We start from the raw sequence: 22,439 nt of genomic DNA, 5'->3' as shown, positions 1-22,439 counted from the left end.
CTGCCTATTTCTCATTGGATAGCGGCCACCAATTCCTTAATAATTTTTTCCGGAGCCCCGTAGGCGGTATAGCCCGCGGCCGGTACATGCCCGCCGCCGCCGAAGGTTAGCGCCACCGAAGAACAATCGATGCGAGAAGAACGCAAAGAAACTGCCCACACCTCCGGAGCTTGTTCCTTAAACACCACGCCGACGGTGGTTCCTTCAAGCGCGCGAACGAACTCCACTAGTGATTCGACAGCCGAATCGGAGTGTCCCTGGATATCTTCCAGCCGCGCGACGAGAATGCCTAGGGTGTGCTCCCCTGCTTCTTCGAGGCGCAAACCGGCCAATACCCTACCGATCATCTGAAGATCGTCCGGAGTGGTGGAATCTAACAGGTCAGCTGCGATCTGCTTGGTATCCAGATCGTAGTGCATGAGGCGGGTAGCAATATCGTGCATAGCCGGCCTACCCCAGCGGAAGCTGCCAGTATCGGTCATCAAACCGGCATATAAGCAGTGTGCAATATGACGGTCAATCTGAATCTCCAATGAATCCAAGATGCTCAGCAACACCACGGTGGTGGATTCACATTCAGTGTCCACCACATTGATGGCACCAAACCCTGGATTAGAAGAATGATGGTCAATGCACAGAACCCGGCCCTGCTGGGCTAGCTGCTCAATCCGATCCGCAAAAAAGCCCGTTCGGTCCAAAGAACCACAATCAACGGTGACGTAGAGGTCATAGCCTTCCGGCAGCTCACGACTAGTGGTGACGTCGTCGGCGGCAGGAATGGTGTAAAGGTTACGGGAAATTTCCCGCTCCTGGCCCACAACGGCACACACGTCTTTGCCCCGTTGGCGCAGCGCGAGCAGCAACGCCGCAGCAGAGCCGATGGCATCGGCATCCGGCCGCAGGTGCGTCACAATGCAGATGCTATGAGCATCATGCAAAGCGGCAACTGCCGGCTGGTATTGCTTCTTAGTCACTTAAGCCTCGTCTTCATCGGAGGTCTTATACGGGTTCGCATCCCCTGCCGGCTGGGCGTTTTCCTTCAGCTTTGCCAGTTCTTCATCGCGGGCGCGAGCACGGGCCAGAAGTTCTTCCATATGAGCGGAGGCCTCCGGAACGGTATCGACCTCGAAGGTGAGCGTCGGGGTAAACCGCACCGAGAGTTGATCACCCACAATCTTGCGCAGTTGACCTTTAGCGCGCTTGAGGGCTTCTTCTGCTTGAGCGAAGTCTGGCTCGGAGTCAATGTCTTTTCCGCGCACGGTATAAAAAACGGTGGCATCGTGCAGGTCGCCCGTCACTCGAGTATCTGTGATGGTCACCAACTCGAGGCGGCGATCCTTGATCTCGCGTTCTATGGCACTCGCCACGATTTCCTTAATACGCTTGGCCATTCGTGCAGCACGCGCGTGGTCAACCATGGTGCAACTCCCTCTCCGTCGAACTATCGATCTCTACCAAGATCTGTAAATCTCTACCAAGATCTATAAAATTGTGTCCATCTTACATTACTCCGCCTGCATGTCCTGTGGCAGAAAATTAACTGCACATGAAGGCAATTCTGAGGATCTCGAACATGCAATAAAACCATATATATATCTTATGGACCCCTTGAATTAAAACGTTTCCGAAACTATGGTCAAAAGTGTTTCACCCCACCACGAGCCTGAATAGAGAAACGTGAAACCTTATAAAATAGCCGCATCGATCACTACCGCCGCTTGTATCCTCGGCCGCTTTGCAGTCCCTCCAGCCTCTGCCACAAATGAAACGCTTAACGATCCCCTCAATTCGTCATTCTCAATGTAGATTCTGACGGCGCCCCAAGCCTGCAACCATATTCCACGGGGGAAAGAAGCCCGGGAGATCCTGTTCCTGCTTGCATTCATTCTGAGAAGGAAAAGGGCGCAATTCAAGTCTATAACGATTGCGATTTTGATATGAACGTCAAAGTAATCGTTGCATTTGATTTCGACACACAATGCCTGTTGGTAAAAGCACATTCGCGGAGGAACTTTGAATGGTCTCCGACAAAGCGAATGGACGGTATTCAAGAATGCTAGATACACGCAGCAGAATGAGGACCCTAATCATCGCGATTGTATCAGCATTTTCCCTCCTTCTTTCCTCAAATATTGCCACCGCCGACATCGGAAACTTCCTTTATGACACAAAAGATCAGTGTGAAAGATCGCTGAAGGAGTTACGTAAAGACCCAGCGACAGCTAATTGGGCGAGAAGAGCAAGTTGCAATTACGAAAGCAACTGGGGAAACGGAGTATGGCATCTAAGGACCTAGGATTTGCAAGACCAAAACCAATCTAAGCCAGAAACAGCGAGCGTCACGCCCCAGCCTTTAAATGAGTTTCACGCCGATGCTCCGAACAAAGCAGCAAGCTGCCTCGAAAGGGCTAAACTCACGCAAGAGTGGCTAAACGATCAAGAACAGATTAGTGAAGTGGTACTGCACAGGTTGCTCACTTCCAGCACAAAAGCCGAAGAAGGAAGAATAGGAATCACCTACGTTTTGGGCCAATGGCTACTTTCGAAACGCACTGGAACGTGGTCGGACTTGGCCCACGGCGAGGCTACGGAAAATAGTATCGGCCTTCGGTTCAACGATGGCAACAAGGAAATGCTCCCACTTGAGGACTGGGTATTCGACCTGCTTGGTGAGCCCCAAATCAAGGCCGAAAAATTTCTTGCATTCCTCAACTTCTCTGCTAAACAAGGCACGCATTAGCAAACCCAACTTGTCGTAAACCTGTCTAGATAGTTTAAATACTAAAGTTCAGCAGAAGCTGCAAATAAAATCGCCAGGGCTTCCCCAATCGGGGAAACACCTGGCGATTTTATTTACGCCGCTTGCGGACTAGGTACGCGGAACCTCGACCTCTTCGTAGGCCTGGATGATGTCGCCTACCTGAATATCCGGGTAAGAGAGCACCATACCGCACTCGTAGCCGGCCTTGATTTCGGTTGCGTCATCTTTTTCATGGCGCAAGGATTCAATCTTGGCGTCGGCAGTGATGACGTTGTTATCGCGCAGCAGGCGAACCTTGCCGTTGCGGACAACCTTGCCCTCGGTAACCATGCAGCCGGCGATGGTACCCACCGCGGAGGACTTGAACAGGGCGCGGATTTCGGCAGCACCGGTGTCGCGTTCCTCGTAAATCGGCTTGAGCATGCCCTTGAGCGCAGCCTCGACCTCTTCGATGGCCTTGTAGATGATCGTGTAGTAACGAATATCCACGCCCTCTTGGGTAGCCATCTCCGTTGCCTTGCCTTCCGCACGAGTGTTGAAGGCAATGATGACGGCGTCGGAAGCCGCTGCGAGAGAGACGTTGGTCTCGGTCACAGCACCGACACCACGGTCGATGATGTTGAGCTCGACTTCGTCCTCGGTCTTGATATCCAGCAGGGCATCTTCCAGTGCCTCGACGGAACCGGCGTTGTCGCCCTTGAGGATGAGGTTGAGGGTCGAAGTCTCCTGCAATACCTTGTCCAGATCCTCCAGGGAGACGCGCTTGCGCTGCTTGGCCTGTAGGGCAGAGCGCTTGCGAGCATCACGCTGGTTAGCAATCTGGCGGGCAACGCGGTCATCTTCCACCACGAGCAGGTTATCGCCTGCACCCGGCACACCGGACAGACCCTGGACCTGCACCGGACGGGATGGACCAGCCTCTTCGACATCTTCGCCGAACTCATCGAGCATGCGGCGGACACGACCGTGCGCATCACCGACGACGATGGAGTCACCCACGTGCAAGGTACCGCGCTGAACGATGACCGTTGCCACCGGACCACGGCCGCGGTCCAGGTGCGACTCAATGGCCACGCCTTGTGCGTCCATGTCTGGGTTAGCGGTCAGCTCCAAGGCGGCATCCGCGGTCAGGATGACCGACTCAAGCAACTGGTCAATGTTCTGGCCCTGCTTCGCGGAGATATCCACGAACATGGTGTCGCCGCCGTACTCTTCCGGAACCAGGCCGTACTCGGTGAGCTGGCCACGGATCTTATCCGGCTGAGCCTCCGGCTTATCCACCTTGTTCACGGCCACGACGACCGGAATATCGGCAGCCTTGGCGTGGTTGATGGCCTCCACGGTCTGTGGCATGACGCCGTCATCGGCGGCAACCACGAGGATGGCCAAGTCGGTGGACTTAGCACCACGGGCACGCATGGCGGTAAAGGCCTCGTGACCCGGGGTATCCAGGAAGGTGATGGTGCGCTCGCCGTCCACGTCCACCGTGGTCTGGTAGGCACCAATGCCCTGGGTGATGCCGCCTTCCTCGTGGGCGCCCTCGTTGGTCTTACGGATGGCGTCCAACAGGCGGGTCTTACCGTGGTCAACGTGACCCATAACGGAGACGACTGGAGGACGATTCTCCAGTGCTTCCTCGCCGCCTTCGTCCTCGCCGAACTTCAGGTCGAAGGACTCGAGCAGCTCGCGGTCCTCATCCTCAGGGGAGACGACCTCGACGTTGTAGTTAATCTCGGAGCCGAGCAGCTGCAGCGTATCTTCCGATACGGAAGCGGTTGCCGTCACCATTTCACCGAGGTTGAACAGTGCCTGCACCAATGCTGCTGGATCCGCACCGATCTTCTCGGCGAAGTCAGACAGGGATGCACCGCGACGCAGGCGGACGGTCTGGCCCTTGCCGTCTGGCAAGCGCACGCCGCCTACGACGTGCTTCTGCTGCTCCTCGTACTCATGGCGCTTCTGACGCTTGGACTTCTTGCCCTTGCGTGGAGCGCCACCTGGACGGCCGAATGCACCTGCGGTGCCACCGCGACGTCCGCCGCGTCCGCCTCCGCGGAAACCGCCTGGACGGCCGCCACCTGGGCCACCGTGACCCGGTCCGCCGTGACCGCCGCGACCGCGGCCGCCACGTCCACCGCCGCTCGGTGCCTTAGACGGCATCGACGCAGGGTTCGGGTGGGACGGCATCATAGCCGGGGATGGACGGCGCCCGCCGCCACCCTGGTTATTGCCGCCCTGACGGTTATTTCCGCCCTCGTTCTGGCCACCGCGCTTACCGCGGTTATCGCCGGGCTTATTGCCGCCACGCTGACCCTTGGAGCCGCCTGGGCGAGGGCCCGGACGGTTGTCGCCGCCACCCGTGGAGAACGGGTTATTAGCTACGCGACGGGAGCCGCCTGGCTTCGGCATAGGACGAGGCATGGAATTGCCTGGAGTCGGACGCTCGCCCGACTTCTTGCCGCCAGCCTGGCCAGGCTTTGGTGCGTCCTGGCCGGGCTTCGGTGCGGCGGACTTTGCACCCGGCTTCGGGGCCTGAGCACCCGGCTTCGGGGCAGCTGGCTTTGCGCCGGGCTTAGCAGCACCCTGTCCCGGCTTCGGTGCGCCCTGGCCAGGCTTCGGGGCAGCGGCCTTCGCGCCTGGCTTTGGCGCCTCTGCGCCCGGTTTAGGGGCAGCAGACTTCGCACCCGGCTTCGGGGCGCTCGCCTTTGCGGTGCTCTTAGCGGCACCCTTGGCAGGCTTATTGTCTTGCTTCTTCTCGGCGGCGTCATCGCCGCCGGACTGTGCTTCATAATGTGCTCGCATCTTCTTAACCACCGGCGGTTCGATGGTGGAAGAAGCAGTCTTTACAAACTCACCCTGTTCCTTCAGGGTGGCGAGCAGTTCCTTGCTGGTTACTCCGAGCTGCTTTGCGAGCTCGTGAACACGTAGCTTTCCGGGCACTTGTCTCCTCTTGGTATCGACTAGGAGTCAAGGCCGCGGAAACTGGCCTGACCCCTAGTTAGGTGTGTAGGACTTTCATCGCTGATGCTTCATCGTTGTGCGCTCATCAGTGTTCGGTCTTCCTTTGTAACTCTGGTTCGTACGAATCTAACGCGGCATCTTCCGCGCTAGGTACTTGTCGGCTATGCGCTTCCAAGTACTGCCGTACCTGACCTGTGTCCACGGGTGCGGACGTGCGAAGCGCGCGCTTGAAGGCGCGTTTGCGCTCCGCTAGCTCGAGTGCAGATAGTGTGGGGCTAATCCACGCCCCGCGGCCGGGAAGCCGGCGGTGTGGATCTGCTACCAGACGGCGGCCGTGCGGATCATCGTGGTCGATGACCACCCGTAGCAAGTCCGTATCTGGCAGGCGGCGGCGAGTAGCGATGCAGGTCCGGAGTCGTTTCCTCTCAGACATTCATCTCCTTACTTTTCGCGTCGCCAATATGCCCCAATCTGCAACTGGGCCGTTTACTAGCCTACGCTACAAAAGCGCAGATCCTTAATTAGCGTCAGCGTCCGAGTGAATATCGATCTTCCAACCGGTCAAACGGGCAGCAAGACGGGCATTCTGGCCCTCTTTACCAATAGCCAGGGACAGCTGGTAATCCGGCACCACCACGCGTGCGATTTGCGCCTCATTGTCCACAACGGTGACCTTGACCACCTTCGAGGGGGCCAAGGCATTGCCTACGTAGACCGTGGGATCCTCGCTGAAGTCGATGATGTCAATCTTTTCACCGCCGAGCTGGCGCATGATGTTGTTGACGCGCTGACCGCGCGGGCCAATGCAGGCTCCCTTTGCGTTCAGGCCCTTGGCATGGCCCACAACGGCCACCTTGGAACGGTGTCCTGCCTCGCGGGCGATGGCAATCATTTCTACGCTGCCATCGGCAACTTCTGGCACTTCGAGCTCGAAGAGGCCACGCACCAGCTCCGGATGAGTGCGAGAGAGATTGATCTGTACCTGGGCGCCATTGCGATTAACGCCTACGACATAGGCCTTAATGCGGTCACCGTGCTCGAGCTTTTCACCCGGAATCTGCTCGGCCGGCAGCAAGATGCCGTCCTGGGACTCCAGCTCAGAGCCCAGCTGGACCACGACGATTCCGCGGGCATTAGCGCGCGCGTCGCGCTGGACGATGCCGCTGACAACGCGGCCGGTGAGCTCCGAGTAGGAATCATAGGTGCGCTCTGCCTCGGCCTCGCGCAGCTTGCGCAGGATGGCCTCGCGCACGGCCTGTGCGCCCACGCGTCCAAAGTTTTCCGGGGTGTCATCGTATTCGGTGGTTACTTCCCCAGTTTCTGGGTCGCGCTCCGAGACAATGACGCTGACCGCACCGGTGGTGGCGTCGATATCGACGCGGGACTTGGCGCCTTCTACCTTGCCGCCAGCATTAGACTCGCGGTAATCCAGGTAGGAATACAACAAGGCACCCGCAATCGCTTCCAGCAAGTCCTTTACGGGGACGTTGCGCTCGGACTCGATGGTACGAAGTGCCTGTAGATCAATATTCACTTGTCATTCCTCTCGGTTGCCGGTTAATTCTCGGCTTCTTCAAACGTCTTGCGCACTGCCTCTAACTCCTGTTCGGACGGCTGTGCAAACTCAATTTCTACCACTGCCCGGGCAATGTTTTCCAATCGTTCGGCGCGCGCCTGCACGTCCTTTTTGCTTGCCGTGATGAGGATTACGGCATCGGCGGCGTCGTTAAGCGCGCCAATGCGCGCCGATTGAGTCTTGCCATCGCCAAGGTCGAAGGAGACCTTGCGTCCCCGATTGCGACGCCAGTGGCGCGGGGCGGTGAGCGGCAGGTCCACACCGGGGGTGGAGACCTCCAAGGTATAGCCCGCACCGAAGTTCAGCTCTCCCTGCGCTTCCTTGTCATCAAAGAAGGCAGAAATCTCGTTGGATACTTCCTCCAACACATCGGAGCTAGGGCACTTATCACCATCAATACGGATAATGACCTGGGATTTCTTTCCCGCCTTGGTGGTTTTAATGTCTTCTACGTCCAATCCCCGCTCAGCCAGTTTGGGTTGCAGGAGATCGGTCAATTGTTGTGCATCTGGGAAAGCCATGTGCACTAGCCTACGTGCTACGGGGTACAGTCTTTTGCGTGAACCGCCGACGTTTAGCTTTAGCCCTCGTAGCCACAACCGCCACCCTGCCCACCTTGGCTGGGTGCCAAGCGGTTGATTCCGTCGTCGACTACTTTGGCCCGCGGCCAGAAAGCAGGCTGCTGGCGCTTGCCGACGCCGCCGCCACCGACGCCTTGTCCCTCAGCGGCGTCGACGACCATGCCGCAGGGCTGCGCAGCTCCCAGGCGGACGCCCTGTATGCCGAAATTACACGGCTATGCGGCACGGATGATGCTGGCAATCCCCCACGCTCCTGCGAGGTAGAGCGCCCTACCGAAGCCAATCACGCCGCAGACTCTGGCGAAATTATGGAAAATGCCGCTTCTGCGACGACAGAGGCGGCCGATGAAGTCACCGTTGAATCGCGCGTCCTAGTTACCGAGCAGGCCATCGCGCTCAATGCCTGGCTGCCTGGCGATGCCCCGGATATCCCCGAGCTTTCCCAACCAGAGCAAAAAAGCGCTGCTGATCTCCTGAGCTGGGAGTATGAGCAGGTATTCGGTCTAGATTTCGCCCGCGCCTACGTTGGCCCCGAGCACGAGGACAAGGTGGATCATCGCCTAGCTGTTCATCATCGCCGCATCGACGCCCTCCAGGATGCACTAGCCCGCTACGGCAACATTCCGCAGCCAGAGTCGGCCTATACTTCCGGAGAGCAAGAACTGCCCCACGATTCTGCTTCCGCGCTGGCCTTTATCGATGGCCTTGCCGAACACGACGGCCGCAAGTGGTCCGCCGCCGCCACAGGTGCAGCGCAAGAAGAATCCCCGGATCAGGAATGGGTTACGTGGCTCATTGGCATCGCGGCGGAGTCCCACGGCATGCACTAGGCCACTGCCGCCCCGGCCAGCCCCCACCTGTCTATCCCCTGACAACGGGCCAGCGAAATGGCAGCAACCTCTACGGCCCTATGCATTGCTTCGGCTCCTCTAGCGTGCGTAGGTTGGTTCACCATGAGCTTGCAGGAGATTCCGCAAGCTAAACAGACACAAAGAGAAGGAGTTTCCTCTCAATGCGTTCTAAGAAGACCATGTTGACCGTATCCGCCGCGGCACTCGGCCTTGCTGGCTTGGCCGCGCCTGCTGCTACCGCCGCACCGGCTAGCGCTTGGGATCAGGTAGCTGCTTGCGAGTCCGGCGGTGACTGGCACATCAATACCGGAAACGGCTACCAGGGCGGCCTGCAGTTCAACCCGCAGACCTGGGCTGCCAATGGCGGCACTCAGTACGCCCCGACCGCTGACCAGGCAACCCGCGAGCAGCAGATTGCCGTGGCCGAAAACGTCCTGGCCACCCAGGGTGCTGGCGCTTGGCCTAACTGCGGCGGCCCCGTCGCCGGCTAGTTTTAGCTTCGGCATTTAACACGAAACCGGCCTCCTCCCCTTCCCGCTAAACCCCGCGGAGTAAGGGAGGAGGCCGGTTTTGTGCTTGACCTAGCTGGCTAGCATGCAGCCAAGGCGGCTTTAGGCCTCATGCTTGGCGATATTCCAGGCATACATCATCAACAACACCTGCAGCGGCTGGCGGATGATGTGGTAGAGCTTCTTTGGCCACCCTGCCTTGCGCTCGATCCAGGCGTGGTACATATTGGCCGGCCACACCGCTGCAAAGAGCGCGAGTGCGGAGGCACCGCCGAAGCCGCGGGTGGCGCGGCGGCGAAGCAAGGCACCGGTGGCAATCTCCCACAGGCCCGAAGCAAAGTTATAGAACCGCGCAGGACCTGGCAGTTGCGGCGGGACAATGGATTCGAAAGTCTTCGGCTTCACAAAATGCAATACGCCCATTGCTGAAAGCACCGTGGAAAGCCCATTCTTTTGAAAGTTCATGCCTTCCACGGTACCCCGCCGCGCAGAGTTGGGTCTTATTTAGCCATGCACGAGCTCGAGGATCTTGTCCACGATGTCCTCGGCTGGAACCTCGAGGGTCTCTCCCCCGCGGATGCGCAGCTCAATCTTGCCTTCCTTGAAGGCACGGCCCAGAATTGCCACGAAGGGCATGCCAAGGAGCTCTGCATCCTTGAACTTCACGCCTGGGGAGACCTTTGGGCGGTCATCGAAGAGCACCTCGAGCCCCTTGGCAGATAGCTCTTCTACCAGCTTGTCGCCGGCCTCCATGGCTGCTGCATCCTTGTTGGCAACGGCTACGTGTACCTGGTAAGGAGCGACGGCAACCGGCCAGTTGAGGCCCTTGTCATCGTGGCGCTGCTCAGCCAGGACGGCCAGCATGCGGGTAATGCCAATGCCATAGGACCCCATGGTAGGAACGGCGCGCTTGCCGTTTTCGTCCAAAATCTGGACATCGAAGGCCTCGGTGTACTTGCGGCCCAGCTGGAAGATATGACCGAGCTCAATGCCGCGCTCCAAGGTCAAGGTGCCGTGGTTTTCAGGAGCCAGGTCGCCTTCTTTAACCTCTGCGGCCTCAATGAACTCATCCACGGTGAAATCGCGGCCGGCCACGCAGCCAACCACGTGGCGCTCGCTCGCATCGGCACCGGTAATCCACGCCGTGCCCTTGACCACGCGCGGATCGGCCAGGACCTTGATGCCATTGGCGTTTAAAGCGCGCGGGCCCACATAGCCCTTGACCAAGAAGTCATTGTCTGCGAAGTCCTTGTCCCCGGCCAGCTCAAACTCCACCGGCTCGAGTGCGGCCTCAAGGCGCTTTTCATCCAGCTCGCGGTCGCCAGGGATGAGAACGGCCGCCAACTCGGACTCGCGCTCTTCGCTCTCAACGGCCGGGTGGAAGAGCTTGACCATCATGCACTTGAGGGTGTCTGCCGCGGTGGCCTCGCGGCCGTCGACAGTAATGCCTGCGCCCTGGGCCCATTCGACCAGCTTCTCAATGGTCTCTGCTCCCGGGGTGTCATGCTCCTGTGCCTCTGGCTGGCCCTCGATATCCTTTTCCGCCGGTGCTGGTGTCACCACGGCTTCGACGTTGGCTGCGTAGTCGCCCTCGGTGGAGCGCACAAAGGTATCCTCGCCCACCTCAGAGACGGCGAGGAATTCCTCGGACGCGGAGCCGCCCATGGCACCAGAGGTGGCCTTACAGATGGCGTAATCGATCTCTAGGCGGTTGAAGATATTCTGATACGCCTTGCGGTGGCGGCCGTAGGACTCGTCCAATCCCTCATCGGTCATGTCGAAGGAGTAAGAATCCTTCATCGTGAATTCGCGGCCACGCAGCACACCAGCGCGGGGGCGCTCCTCATCGCGGTACTTGGTCTGAATCTGATACAGCGTGACCGGGAAATCCTTATAGGAGGAGTACATATCCTTGACCGCGCTGGCAAACATTTCCTCGTGGGTAGGGCCAAGCAGCATATCTGCGTTCTTGCGGTCCTTGAGGCGGAAGAGGTTATCGCCGTATTCCACCCAGCGGTTGGTCTTTTCATAAGGATCGCGCGGCAGCAAAGCAGGAAAGAGCATCTCCTGGCCGCCAATGGCGTCCATTTCCTGACGGACTACATCCTCAATCTTGCGCAGGGTGCGCAGACCCAACGGCAGCCAGGTATATACACCCGGCGCGACGCGGCGTACATAACCGGCGCGGACGAGCAGCTTGTGGCTGGGGACCTCGGCATCGGCGGGGTCCTCACGAAGGGTACGGAGAAATAGTTCAGAAAGGCGGGTAATCATGCACAAAAATATACCCCGCTACCCTGTATATATGCTCATTATCCTCCCTCCTTCAGAAACTAAGGCCCATGGCGGTACGGGACAGCCCCTTGACTTCAGCCAACTGTCCTTTCCGCAATTGCATGCCACCCGGCAAGAAATTGCCGCTGAGCTGCAGTCTCTTCCGGTAGACGAGGCCATGGAGGTACTCAAGCTTTCGGAAAAGCTGCGTGGTGAGGCCGAATCCAACCAGGGGCTTTTTACCACCCCCACCATGCCGGCCGTGTTGCGTTATACCGGCGTGCTTTTTGATGCCTTGGATGCCCCTTCCCTACCCACGTGGGATCGTCTTGCTATTGGCGACGCCCTCTTTGGCGTCCTCCGCGCCAGCGACCCCATTCCGCATTACCGGCTTTCGGGTGGCTCGAAGCTTGTCGGCCGCACCATGAAGTCGCGCTGGGGCAAGCAGATTACGCAGGCGCTCGAGGGAGTGGACGAGCTTATTGTCGATCTGCGCTCGGGCACTTACCAGCAGCTCGGCCGGGTAAAGGATGCGGTAACGGTACGGGTGGAAAGCCTGCAGGACGATGGTTCGCGCAAGGTGGTCAGCCACTTCAATAAGCACTTCAAGGGCCTGTTAGCCCGCGAGTTAGCGCTCTCGCCTGCCGACGCCTATAGCGCCGCCGACGTTGCCGCCATCGCGCGCGCCGCGGGTATGACCGTTGAGGAGCCGGGGCCTGGGTCGAGTGAGCTTACGCTCGTCGTCAAGCGCTGAGCCCAACGCTGCCCGCTTAGCGCAGCTGCGGGTTATACAGCAGGCTATTGCGCTGTACCGAACATTCGGTAGCCACGCGGACCGAGCGGGCAACATGTCCGGACTCGCGCAAGGAATAAAGCTGGCTAACTACCCTATCACGCAGATCCCAGGGCGAGATGGTGTTGAGATAAATTTTGGTGCCGCCTTCGAATCCGGCAAGGGTAGAAATGCGGAGCTTGATGAGAATGCGCCATGGCTGAGCCACGTCGACATCGGCAGGCTTGTGGTGCCATTCCTCATTGCAGGGCACCTCGCGGCCCACTGCGGCGTGGGCGGCGTGGACGAGGTCGCTCATGGCGCGGATTTCTTCTTCCGACTGCCGCCAGGGCTCACAGGTCGCGGACTTGGAGTAGACCTCCAAGGTGGGATAGCGATGCCCAAAGCCGGCGAAGAGGACGGCATGGTCGTTTTCCGCAATGATGAGGTTGCGGCTAGCGGCATAGTCCACGGCCCACTCGTTGTACATGTTCATATTGCTGCGCAGCATCTGTACCTCCCGGTGGGAGGCCATGCCGCGATCATCGATGGCGACGAGTTGCTTGTGCAGGTGCTCGAAGGAGGCGCCGGCTGGCTGCAGCCAATTTTGGAAGGCCACCACATAGGGGGCGTAGCGGTTGCGCTCGTAGAGGTCGCGCATGGCGTCAATAGTCAGCTGCATAAAGAGCAGGTGCTCTTCGGCGCTGAGGGTGCCGGAAGATACCACTTGGGAATCATCCTGTGCACCGCGCTCAAAATGGCGGCCCGCCACGATGACGTCGTGGCCACCTGCGAAAAAGCCCGCCGCCTGTTCTATAAGTTCCTCGTCGCTTGCCTCGGGCAGGTGCGCTGCCTTTCGCTTCGTGCGCACGATATTGAGCACATGTTCACGGCCGGCAGGATCTGCAAGGTAGTTGTCCATGCGTTGGCGGGTCTCAGCATCCATGTCGAAGCCGTAGTTGGCGTGCCAATAGTCAAAGGAGACGATTTCAAACAGATTTGGAATGCGGCGAAAGGCCGGGACGGTGTGGCCGTATTCGCTCAAGGGCAATCCACGCACAATCCCGCCGGACGGCAGAATGCGAGCCTTTTCCGGCGGGGTATCGGTCATGCGACCTGAGCAAAAAGCGCAGCGGTGGGTGAAGTCTTCTTCCTGCAGTGGCTGCGGGTTAGCCACTGGCGTAGACAGCGGACGGTTGCCGCGGCCCGGCACGGTCCATACCTCGGTCCCGGAGAACGGGTTGACCTGCTTGACCGTGCCATCCCGCATGGTCTGGATGGGTTCTATGCGGGCAAAAAGTGCATCACTCATGCCCACCAGCGTAGCTAGTTCTGGGAGTTATTTGGCGACGGACCGACGGCGGGACACTGCGCACGCACCACCGACGCAGACTGCCAGCGTTACGCCCAGAATCAAAGCAGACACAGCGCGGGAATGATCCAAGGGACCTGAATCGCTACCCAAGACCAAGGTCTGCATATTGACGAAGGGCAGGCAGCTCAATAACGCTTCTGCCCAGGAGGTATCAAATGCCATAAGCGCAGTTTCTACGACAAAGAATTCCACCACGAGGATCATCGCCGCAAATGTGCCGCTACGCAAGAGATAAGCCAACCCCATAGCCAGCAGGCTAAAGCCGGCCCATTCCAGGTAAGCAAACACCACTCGGTTGCAGTCCGGCCACTGGTGAAAGCTTGTGAAGTCAATATCGCCGCCGAGTGCCGCAATCAGCAAGGTTCCCACAGCTATACCCAGCGTGGCAGCGAGCAAGAGTGATACCAGGATGACTAAGAATTGGCTGAGCACTATGCCAACGCGGCGATTGGATGAAAGATAAGACCATGCAACGGTTCCCTTTCCCAGGTCACCTCCGACCATCATCGCGGATGCAAAGATCATCACCACCATGGCGAGTTCACTAGCTGATAAGACATCACTGGATTGAAACTTGCCGTCCGCGGTGCCGTTGAAGTCATAGCCCCAGGCCGTAAGCACGCCGCCGGCGGTCATGCCGAGTGCCACGATGGCGAGGTAGACCCAGGTAGAGCGAAGAGAAAAGAGTTTGCGGGATTCTGAAACCACAGTATTCATTGAAAATCTGTCCTTAAAGGTTGAGTTATGCGTTTAGGCGGAGCGGTAGGCCACGTGGTCGGCGGTCGCGCCGAGGTAGGCCTCTTCCAAGGAGGGCTGTTTGCGTTCCAAGCTGGAGATAAGAATGCGGTTATCCAGGCAGATGCGGCCGATGTCGGAGCCTTCGAGGCCGCGCACGCGCAAGACTTCACCGTCAAAGGAGGTCTCCGCGTCGGTGCCGTGCAGTAGGCGCAGGAGTTCATCGGGCTGGTCCACAATTACCTCGAGGCTTGCGCCTCCCGTGCCGTTGACGAACTCTTCCACCGTGCCCTCGCCCAGCAGCTTGCCTTTGCCGATGACTACGAGGCGGTCTGCGGTGAGCTGCATTTCCGAAAGCAGGTGGGAAGATACGAGGACCGAGCAACCGGCCTCAGCGAATTCGCGGATGCGGGCACGCATCCAGTGCACGCCTTCGGGGTCGAGACCGTTGACGGGTTCGTCGAGAAGCAAGTGCTTCGGCTCGCCGATGAGCGCACAAGCAAGGCCCAGGCGCTGCTTCATGCCTAGCGAATAGCCGCCCACGCGCTTGGTGGCTACCTGAGTTAGGCCGACGCGGTCCAAGGTGTCATCCACGTGGTTCATAGACACGCCCTGCAACGCGGCCATGTAGCCCAGGTGAGCACGGGCGCTGCGGCCCGGGTGGAACCAGTTCGCATCCAGCAAGGTGCCCACCATGGTGGCGGGATTGGACAGTTCACGGAAAGGCGTGCCATCAAAAGTCGCGGTGCCGGAAGTCGGAGTCTCCAGACCCACGCACATGCGCATGGTGGTGGACTTGCCGGAACCATTCGGTCCGAGGAAGCCGGTGACTTGACCGTCTGGAACCTCGAAGGAGAGGTCATCTACTGCTTTAAAGGAGCGGAAATTCTTGGAAAGGTGTGAAACTTTGAGCATGGTTCCCATCGTGCCGCCTGACCGGCACAAAGTAACCATCCTTGGGAGTGATTTAGCAGGTCATACCTAGGGATGAGAGAGCAGTTCCTCCACCGAAACCACGCCATGAGTAAGCGCGTAGAGCACGGCATGCACGCGGTCACGCGAGCCGGTTTTCGTCAAGATGTGGCGCACGTGAGTCTTGACCGTGGCCATGGAGACGAACTCGCACTCCGCGATTTCGGTATTCGAATACCCCAGTGCCATCAGCTTGAGGACGTCTAGCTCGCGTGGCGTGAGATCTTCTGCCGGAGGGGCGGTAGCCGCTGCCGCAACGGGGGTGGCATGTGAATTAGGCTGTGACGCGGACTGCTCGCTGCGCAGTTGCTGCAGCACCTGGGCGGTAATGCGCGGTGAAAGGACGGCCTCGCCGGAATGTACGGTGCGAATGGCGGCGAGGAGTTCCTCCGGTTCGACGTCTTTGAGCAGGAATCCAGAAGCCCCGGCGGAAATGGCGCCGTGGACAAAGTTCTGGTCATCGAAGGTGGTAAGCATAATGACTTGGGTATCCGGGAATTCCGGCAGCAGCCTTTCGGTGGCGGCGATGCCATTGACGCGGGCCATCTGGACATCCATGAGCACAATATCGGCAGGCTGCGCGCGGGCGAGGTCGAGGACTTCATCGCCATCGGATGCCTGCCAGGCAACGTCTAAATCCTCTTGGGAGCCAAGGAGCATGGCGAACCCGGCGCGCACGAGGGGCTGGTCATCTACTAGGCCAATGCGGATGGGAGCGGCATGCGATCTTGCTGGCTGCTCAGAGTTAGTCATTGGGTACCTCCACGGTGATAAAGAAGTGTCCGTCCTCTGTGCGGGTAGCAACGCTGCCGCCATAGGCCCTAACGCGCTCGCTCATCCCGATGAGCCCGTAACCGGGCTCGTGATTGTCCGGCGTGCGTGCGGCCGGGTTATCGGCGCTCAATACTAGGCCGCTTCCAGTAGAGCGAAAGCGCAGCACTCCCCTTTTATCGCGGGAATGCTTGAGCATATTGGTCAAAATCTCTTGCACCACGCGGTAGACGGTGAACTGATAGAGCTCGTCGCTTTCGGTCGGCAGGTCCTCCAGCCCGTGCACGATGATATCGAAACCGCTGCGGCGGGCTTCCGAGATGAGTCCTGCGATATCACTCGCGCCGGGCGCCTTGGTATCGGCGCGGGAATCTCCATCTCGCAGCACAGAGAGCAATCCGCGCATCTGTTTGAGGGAATCGCGGGAGGTAGAGGCGATGGTTTCTAAGGCTTCTGTGGCCGCTGCGGGATTTTTGGCGGCGGCGAACCGGGCGCCGTCGGCAAGCGCGATAACGCCCGCTAAATTATGCGCCACAATGTCATGCATTTCGCGGGCAATGCGGTTGCGCTCTACCGCGCCGGCCATCTCCGCACGTTCAATCAGAAGCTGCTGGTCCTCGCGCTTTTTGCGGTCATTGGTGCCAAGCAGGAAGAAAAAGCCCATGACCGGCCACGCGATGATGACGACGGAGGCGAAGGCAGGAAGCGGGCCAACAGTGGTGTCTTCGAGGCCAAAATCGATGCCGCTGATAATCCTCCGCCCGTATAGGTCCGCTGCGGTGGCCGCCAAGGAGCCAAAGGCAATCCACCCTACCCAGATTCGCTGTAGTCGTTTGGGTGAATGTGCTCCTATCAGAAACACGCAGTAAGCCAAAGGGAAAAAGTGAGCGTTGCCCATTGCAGCAAGCGGGGTAAAGATGCACACCGTTAGCGTGATAGCAGTGACCCCGATGGCATATTCCCTGAGCTTGGGGTGTAGCCAGAGTGCTAGTGGAATAACGACTGTATAAAGTACGAGAACCAGCTCCTGGAAAAGCGAAGTTCTATCAATAACACCTTCTGCCGCCGGCACCGAAGCCCCCCAGAAAAACAGCGGAATGATAATTCTCCACGGTGGGCCTACCCACGCGCGAAGTGCATCGGGCCATAGCTTCTTCATGGCTTTCTAGGCTAGCGCAGGCGCTAAGCTTTAGTCCTCATCCCTGGGGCTGACTAGACTGGCGGGCATGCACCACGAGTTCTTTGAGGTTGATGTTTTTGCCACGGGTGCCTTTAACGGCAATGCCTTGGCGGTGATCGCGGGCGCCGACGGCCTAAGTACCGAGCAAATGCAGGCAATCGCGAACTGGACCAACTTTTCTGAGACCACCTTCTTGCTCGAGCCTCACGACGCCCGCGCGGACTACCGCGTGCGCATTTTCACCCCGTACGAGGAGTTTGATTTTGCCGGCCACCCCACCTTGGGCAGCGCTGCCGCGTGGCGGGCGCTAGGCAATAACCCGCAGACAGAGGGAACTATCGTCCAAGAATGCGGCGTGGGCTTGGTAACCGTCCGCGAAGAGGGCGAAGTCTTGTCCTTTGCTACCCCGCCGCTGCGCCGCGATGAACCGCTAAGCCCGGCGGATCTGAAGGAGGCCTGCGGTGGGCTGGGGCTAGATAGCGCGGATATTGTTGACCATGGCTGGGTGGACAATGGCCCGGGCTGGCGCCTGCTGCAATTACGCGATGCCGCGGCGGTGCGCGCGGTTGAGCCTCGATCCGAGCGCCCCAAGGTCGGCGTAGTGGGCCTTAATCCCAACGCCGCAGAGGGTGAGTCGGCCTATGAGGTTCGGGCCTTTACCACGCAATTCGAAGACCCAGTCACCGGTTCTTTCAATGGCGGCGCCGCGCAGTTTATGCGCTCGCGTAACTTGGTGCCGGCGCGTTATACCGCAACACAAGGCAGCCAGATAGGCCGAGCGGGCGAAGTATTTATCAACGATGACGGCACGGATATTTGGGTAGGCGGTCGCGCCCAGATTCGCGTGCGCGGAACACTGGAGGTTTAGATGCAGCTACACCACGATTTTGCCCAGAAGCTCCCCCACTTGGTTCGCCCCACCGAGGGTGAGGAGCAGCCGAACCCAGAGATGGTCATTTTGAACGAGGAACTGGCTAGTCAGTTGGGCTTTGACCCGGACTGGCTGCGCTCCTCCGAGGGCATAGATTTCCTTACCGGCCGAGCAGGCGGCCACGCTATGGCCTATTCCGGCTTCCAATTCGGTGCGTTTAACCCGCAGATGGGAGACGGCCGGGCCATGCTCTTAGGCGAGGTAGAAAAGGACGGCCGTTTGTGGGATCTCCATGCCAAAGGGACTGGGCTTACTCCCTTTTCCCGCCTCGGGTCCGATGGCCGCGGAACGCTATCTTCCATGCTGCGCGAGTACCTAATCTCTGAGGCTATGCATGCCTTGGGTGTTCCCACCACCCGGGCGCTGGCGGTTATCTCCACCGGCCGGCCCATTCAGCGCGGGCACGTGCAACCGGCCGGCATTGTGGTACGCGTGGCAGCCAGCCATATCCGCGTCGGCACCTTTCACCTAGCCGCGCAGACGGATTACACCCGCCAGTTGGCCGACTATGCCATTGCGCGCCACTACCCTGGCGCGGACTACCAGGAATTTTTCACCCAGGTGATGGATGCGCAGATCCGCACCGTGTCCCACTGGATGCGCTTGGGCTTTATTCATGGCGTGATGAATACGGATAACACCACCATCTCTGGCGAAACCATTGACTATGGCCCCTGTGCCTTTATGGAGGCCTATTCGCCCGCGACGGTCTTTTCCAGCATCGATAGGCAGGGCCGTTATGCCTTTGGCAATCAACCCTCCATTCTGGGATGGAACCTGGCCCGCTTGGCGGAATCCCTCCTGCCGCTTTTTGATATGGACATGAATAAGGCCATGAGCTTTGCCCAAGAATCCATCAACGGCTTTACCGACCGCTTTGCGGACCAGCGCAGGGCAGATGTGGCGAAGGCTTTGGATACCTCTCTAGAAGTCGCTTCTTCTTATGCGGCTGCCATGCAGCTCAACGGCCCAGATATCACGCTGGCTCACCGCGCTCTTGCCGACGCCGCCGCAGGCTACCACACCCACGCCCGCGAGCTCTTTGCCAAGGGAGACTTCTTGGATGACTACCTTGCGTCCTCGCCCGATCCTTCCCGAGTCGATAGCGCCATGCCGCGGGTTATCCCGCGCAACCTCGCCGTAGAATCCGCGCTGGATGCTGCCGAACGCGGGGAGATGGGCCCGTATCAGGAGCTCCTCCACGCGGTCACCCACCCGTGGGAGCCCAACCCCACCTTCGAATCGCCGGATCCTAACGGTCTCGAGGGCTACCTCACCTACTGCGGCACCTAGGGCTGCCATTACCTGCCTAGGACGCACGAAACCCTCGCACCGGCACGAAGGGGGTGCGAGGGTTTGTGAGGCCGAAAGCTAGCTCTTAGCGGTCCAGCTTCAGGGTCTTCTGGGTGTACTCCCACATCTCGTCGTACAGCTTCTCATCGTTGCGCAGCTTGATGCCATAAGACGGAACCATCTCGCGAATCTTGTCTGCCCAATCAATCATGTGCTCGCCGAAGCAACGCTCCAGCAGCTCCAGCATGACGGCTGGGGCAATGGATGCACCCGGGGAAGCGCCAAGCAGGCCGGCGATATTGCCCTCCTGGTTGTTCACCAAGGTGGTGCCGAACTCGAGGGATCCGAACTGCGGAGCACCAGCAGGCTTAATCACCTGGACGCGCTGGCCAGCGATAACGGTCTCCCAGTCGCTTTCCTTTGCTTCCGGTACGTACTCGCGCAGGGCTTCCACGCGGTCCGAGAAGCTCTTGCGCACCTCATCGACCAGGTACTTGGTCAGGCCGAACTCCTGCACGGCAACACCAAGGTAAGAGGTGATGTTGTCTGGGCGGATGGACTTGAACAAGTCCAGGTAGGTGCCCTTCTTCAGGAACTTCGGGCTCCAACCACCGTAAGGTCCGAAGAGCAGGCCCTTCTCGCCGTCGATCACGCGGGTATCCAGGTGCGGCACGGACATTGGCGGGGCACCCACGGCAGCCTTGCCGTAGACCTTCGCCTGGTGCTGCTCAATAAGCTCAGGGTTCTTGGAGCGCAGCCACAGACCGGATACCGGGAAGCCTGCGTAACCGGCAACTTCCTTCACCTTTGCCTTGCGCAGCAGGTCTAGGGCGTAACCGCCGGCACCAACGAAGACGAACTTAGCCTTGACTACGGTGATGTCGCCGGTGTGCTTGTTCTTGGAGTACACCTTCCACGCGGAGCCATCACGCTTGATGTCGATGACCTCATGTCCGTAGCGGATCTCGGTGCCGGAGGCCTTGGCCGCGGTCAGGAACTGCTTAGTCAGTGCACCAAAGTTGACGTCAGTACCAGCGTCGGTCCAAGAAATGGCCACCTTATTGGAGAAGTCACGGCCCTTCGCCATCAGCGGCAGCTTTTCAGCAAAATCGGAATCGTCTGCGGAGAACTGCATGCCCGGGAACATGTGCTTCTCGCTCAGCACATCATAGCGGCGCTTGAGGTAATCCACCTGGATTTCGCCCTGTGCGAAGGACACGTGCGGAACCGGGTTAATGAATTCGCTCGGGTCGGTGAGAATACCGTTGTTGAGCTGGTGGGACCAGAACTGGCGAGACTTCTGGAACTTCTCGTTGATGCCCAGAGCCTTGGAGATATCAATGCGGCCATTCTTCTCCGGGGTGTAGTTCAGCTCGCACAGTGCGGAGTGGCCGGTACCGGCGTTATTCCACGGGGAGGAGGACTCCAATGCGGGGCCATCGAGGCGCTCAAAGACCATTTGGGTCCAGCTGGGCTCCAACTCGCGGAGCATAGCACCCAGGGTGGCGCTCATGATGCCAGCACCGATTAGTGCTACATCGACCTCGTCTACAACCTGTGCTGTCTTCTTAGCGGAGGACACTGTGTTATTACCTCTTCGAATTGAAAATAGATATCCATCGGCGCGGTCTACGCCTTGATTTTTAGCGCTTAGCGCCCCGCGCCACCATCGCTGCACTATGACAACCTGGCAGTGCGTCACGCATTAAGGCCTTACTCTACGCTTTTCTCACCCAATTTGGGATTTCTCCCCCAGACCAGTGGCAAAAATGTGGGAATTTCCGCCCCCACTATTTACACCCCACCGGCAACACCATAAATTCTTCGTTGCACCTAGAATCGAGGCATGGTTACACACTCCCCGGTATGGGGCCCAGACAAACTTGGCCCTGACTATGAAGCTGCCACCATTGACTTGGGTACAGACCCCGATGGCGAGGGCGACGTGGTCACCACCCTGGTGCACTACGCGCCGGAGCACGCGGGCGATACTGCACGTGAGTCAGCCGCCCCGTCACGCCCGGCACTGGTGTGGCTACACGGCATGACCGATTATTTCTTCCACACCCACGTAGCCGAGCACTTTGCCGCCGAAGGCTACGATTTTTACGCCATCGATCTGCGCAAGTGCGGCCGCTCGCGCCGCTCGGGTCAGTCGTGGCACTATGCTTCGGACCTGGCGCTGTACTTTACAGATCTCACCGCCGCACTTGATGCCATCCCCAATGAGGAGGTCATCTTCATCGCCCACTCCACCGGCGGCTTGATCACCCCGCTGTGGATGGATCATCTGCGCCGAACTGACCAAGAACGCCACCAGCGCTTGGCGGGCCTCATCCTTAATAGTCCATGGCTCGACATGATGGGCGTGCCCGGCCAGGTCCTCACTCCCCTCAAGCCGCTGCTCTACACATTGGGCCGCATCGCCCCCATGACTCCCCTGCCCGGTGGCAATCTCACTGCTTACGGCGAGTCCGTGCATAAGGATTTCTACGGCGAATGGGATTTTGATCTTCGCTTTAAGCCATTGGCCGGCCATAAGAAATATGTCGGCTGGATAGCCGCGGTATTCCATAGCTTTGACGCTATCCACAGCGGCCGCATTGATGCCGGCGTCCCCATCTTGACGCTGCAGTCCACTCGCACTCAATTGGGCCAGCCCTACTCCGACAGCGTGAACCACGCAGATGTCATCATCGACGTTGCACAAACGCGGCGCTGGGCAAAGGAACTTAGTGCCCACTACACCTTGCATCCCATCAAGGGGGCTAGGCACGATGTGTTCCTATCGCTTCCGGACCCGCTGCAAGAAGCTTTTGACGCCTGTGACAAGTGGCTGCCCACCGTCCTCGAAGCCCCACAATCCACTCAGTAATTTAGTCCCTATATATAAGGAA

At 59.0% G+C, this 22,439-nt stretch carries 21 protein-coding genes; 7 read left to right on the top strand and 14 right to left on the bottom strand.

Translation table 11 applies throughout. The annotated features are described in order from the left end of the window. Positions 1–11: 11 nt before the first annotated feature. Complete coding sequence (locus tag ACKFRY_RS07215) at positions 12–974, bottom strand: bifunctional oligoribonuclease/PAP phosphatase NrnA (protein ID WP_239194446.1); 963 nt, start codon at positions 972–974, stop codon at positions 12–14. Then, the gene (gene rbfA / locus ACKFRY_RS07210; protein WP_150851478.1) at positions 975–1,418 is read right to left on the bottom strand and encodes a 30S ribosome-binding factor RbfA; all 444 of its coding nucleotides are present in this window, start codon (positions 1,416–1,418) and stop codon (positions 975–977) included. Positions 1,419–2,299: 881 nt separating this feature from the next. On the opposite strand from rbfA, the gene ACKFRY_RS07205 reads away from it, so the two are divergent. Next, positions 2,300–2,740, top strand: a complete 441-nt coding sequence (locus ACKFRY_RS07205; RefSeq protein ID WP_005325175.1) for a hypothetical protein — start codon at positions 2,300–2,302, stop codon at positions 2,738–2,740. A gap of 129 nt (positions 2,741–2,869) precedes the next feature. Here ACKFRY_RS07205 and infB read toward each other — a convergent pair whose 3' ends face one another. The 4 genes from infB to rimP all read right to left on the bottom strand — a co-directional run bounded on the left by infB (position 2,870) and on the right by rimP (position 7,819). Then, the gene (infB, locus tag ACKFRY_RS07200) at positions 2,870–5,701 is read right to left on the bottom strand and encodes a translation initiation factor IF-2 (RefSeq protein WP_408922560.1); all 2,832 of its coding nucleotides are present in this window, start codon (positions 5,699–5,701) and stop codon (positions 2,870–2,872) included. Between the two features lie 106 nt (positions 5,702–5,807). Then, positions 5,808–6,155, bottom strand: coding sequence for a YlxR family protein (locus tag ACKFRY_RS07195; protein WP_408922559.1), 348 nt, complete (start codon positions 6,153–6,155; stop codon positions 5,808–5,810). Positions 6,156–6,239: 84 nt separating this feature from the next. Continuing rightward, positions 6,240–7,256: a transcription termination factor NusA gene (gene nusA / locus ACKFRY_RS07190; RefSeq protein WP_005328685.1), complete on the bottom strand. Its 1,017-nt coding sequence runs from the start codon at positions 7,254–7,256 to the stop codon at positions 6,240–6,242. Between the two features lie 23 nt (positions 7,257–7,279). Next, positions 7,280–7,819, bottom strand: a complete 540-nt coding sequence (gene rimP / locus ACKFRY_RS07185) for a ribosome maturation factor RimP (protein ID WP_408922558.1) — start codon at positions 7,817–7,819, stop codon at positions 7,280–7,282. 38 nt (positions 7,820–7,857) lie between these two features. Between rimP and ACKFRY_RS07180 the strand changes: the two genes are divergently transcribed. Further along, complete coding sequence (locus ACKFRY_RS07180) at positions 7,858–8,709, top strand: DUF4439 domain-containing protein (RefSeq protein ID WP_225746808.1); 852 nt, start codon at positions 7,858–7,860, stop codon at positions 8,707–8,709. Positions 8,710–8,891: 182 nt separating this feature from the next. Beyond that, on the top strand, positions 8,892–9,221 hold the full coding sequence (locus ACKFRY_RS07175) for a transglycosylase family protein (RefSeq protein WP_005325184.1): 330 nt from the start codon (positions 8,892–8,894) through the stop codon (positions 9,219–9,221). Between the two features lie 120 nt (positions 9,222–9,341). On the opposite strand, the gene ACKFRY_RS07170 is transcribed toward ACKFRY_RS07175, so the two are convergent. Next, positions 9,342–9,704 carry a membrane protein gene (locus ACKFRY_RS07170; RefSeq protein WP_034668463.1) on the bottom strand — a complete coding sequence of 121 codons (363 nt, stop codon included), beginning with the start codon at positions 9,702–9,704 and terminating at the stop codon, positions 9,342–9,344. A gap of 39 nt (positions 9,705–9,743) precedes the next feature. Beyond that, complete coding sequence (locus ACKFRY_RS07165; RefSeq protein WP_408922557.1) at positions 9,744–11,513, bottom strand: proline--tRNA ligase; 1,770 nt, start codon at positions 11,511–11,513, stop codon at positions 9,744–9,746. Positions 11,514–11,544: 31 nt separating this feature from the next. On the opposite strand from ACKFRY_RS07165, the gene yaaA reads away from it, so the two are divergent. Next, positions 11,545–12,267 (top strand): peroxide stress protein YaaA, encoded by a 723-nt coding sequence (gene yaaA, locus ACKFRY_RS07160; protein WP_408922556.1) that lies wholly within the window; start codon positions 11,545–11,547, stop codon positions 12,265–12,267. A 16-nt stretch (positions 12,268–12,283) separates the two neighbouring features. Here yaaA and ACKFRY_RS07155 read toward each other — a convergent pair whose 3' ends face one another. The 5 genes from ACKFRY_RS07155 to ACKFRY_RS07135 all read right to left on the bottom strand — a co-directional run bounded on the left by ACKFRY_RS07155 (position 12,284) and on the right by ACKFRY_RS07135 (position 17,297). Continuing rightward, a complete protein-coding gene (locus tag ACKFRY_RS07155; RefSeq protein ID WP_040425276.1) occupies positions 12,284–13,597 on the bottom strand; it encodes a DUF4921 family protein in 1,314 nt (437 codons plus the stop codon). Positions 13,598–13,624: 27 nt separating this feature from the next. Next, positions 13,625–14,377: an ABC transporter permease gene (locus ACKFRY_RS07150; protein WP_408922555.1), complete on the bottom strand. Its 753-nt coding sequence runs from the start codon at positions 14,375–14,377 to the stop codon at positions 13,625–13,627. Positions 14,378–14,410: 33 nt separating this feature from the next. After that, positions 14,411–15,310 (bottom strand): ABC transporter ATP-binding protein, encoded by a 900-nt coding sequence (locus ACKFRY_RS07145; RefSeq protein WP_200435506.1) that lies wholly within the window; start codon positions 15,308–15,310, stop codon positions 14,411–14,413. A gap of 66 nt (positions 15,311–15,376) precedes the next feature. Beyond that, positions 15,377–16,120 carry a response regulator gene (locus ACKFRY_RS07140; RefSeq protein WP_408922554.1) on the bottom strand — a complete coding sequence of 248 codons (744 nt, stop codon included), beginning with the start codon at positions 16,118–16,120 and terminating at the stop codon, positions 15,377–15,379. Further along, on the bottom strand, positions 16,113–17,297 hold the full coding sequence (locus ACKFRY_RS07135) for a sensor histidine kinase (RefSeq protein WP_408922553.1): 1,185 nt from the start codon (positions 17,295–17,297) through the stop codon (positions 16,113–16,115). The genes ACKFRY_RS07140 and ACKFRY_RS07135 overlap by 8 nt, the downstream gene beginning before the upstream one ends. Positions 17,298–17,364: 67 nt before the next feature. Here ACKFRY_RS07135 and ACKFRY_RS07130 point away from each other — a divergent pair, with 67 nt between their 5' ends. After that, a complete protein-coding gene (locus tag ACKFRY_RS07130; RefSeq protein ID WP_005325193.1) occupies positions 17,365–18,186 on the top strand; it encodes a PhzF family phenazine biosynthesis protein in 822 nt (273 codons plus the stop codon). Further along, positions 18,187–19,542 carry a protein adenylyltransferase SelO gene (locus ACKFRY_RS07125; protein WP_408922552.1) on the top strand — a complete coding sequence of 452 codons (1,356 nt, stop codon included), beginning with the start codon at positions 18,187–18,189 and terminating at the stop codon, positions 19,540–19,542. It abuts the gene before it with no gap. Between the two features lie 85 nt (positions 19,543–19,627). Here ACKFRY_RS07125 and mqo read toward each other — a convergent pair whose 3' ends face one another. Beyond that, positions 19,628–21,124, bottom strand: a complete 1,497-nt coding sequence (gene mqo / locus ACKFRY_RS07120; protein WP_005325195.1) for a malate dehydrogenase (quinone) — start codon at positions 21,122–21,124, stop codon at positions 19,628–19,630. 264 nt (positions 21,125–21,388) lie between these two features. On the opposite strand from mqo, the gene ACKFRY_RS07115 reads away from it, so the two are divergent. Beyond that, positions 21,389–22,417 carry an alpha/beta hydrolase gene (locus ACKFRY_RS07115; RefSeq protein WP_005325196.1) on the top strand — a complete coding sequence of 343 codons (1,029 nt, stop codon included), beginning with the start codon at positions 21,389–21,391 and terminating at the stop codon, positions 22,415–22,417. The last annotated feature ends 22 nt before the right edge of the window (positions 22,418–22,439 follow it).

This window comes from Corynebacterium tuberculostearicum (assembly GCF_046097255.1).
GTDB lineage: Bacteria > Actinomycetota > Actinomycetes > Mycobacteriales > Mycobacteriaceae > Corynebacterium > Corynebacterium tuberculostearicum_J.
This window is presented reverse-complemented; position numbering and strand designations above follow the sequence as displayed.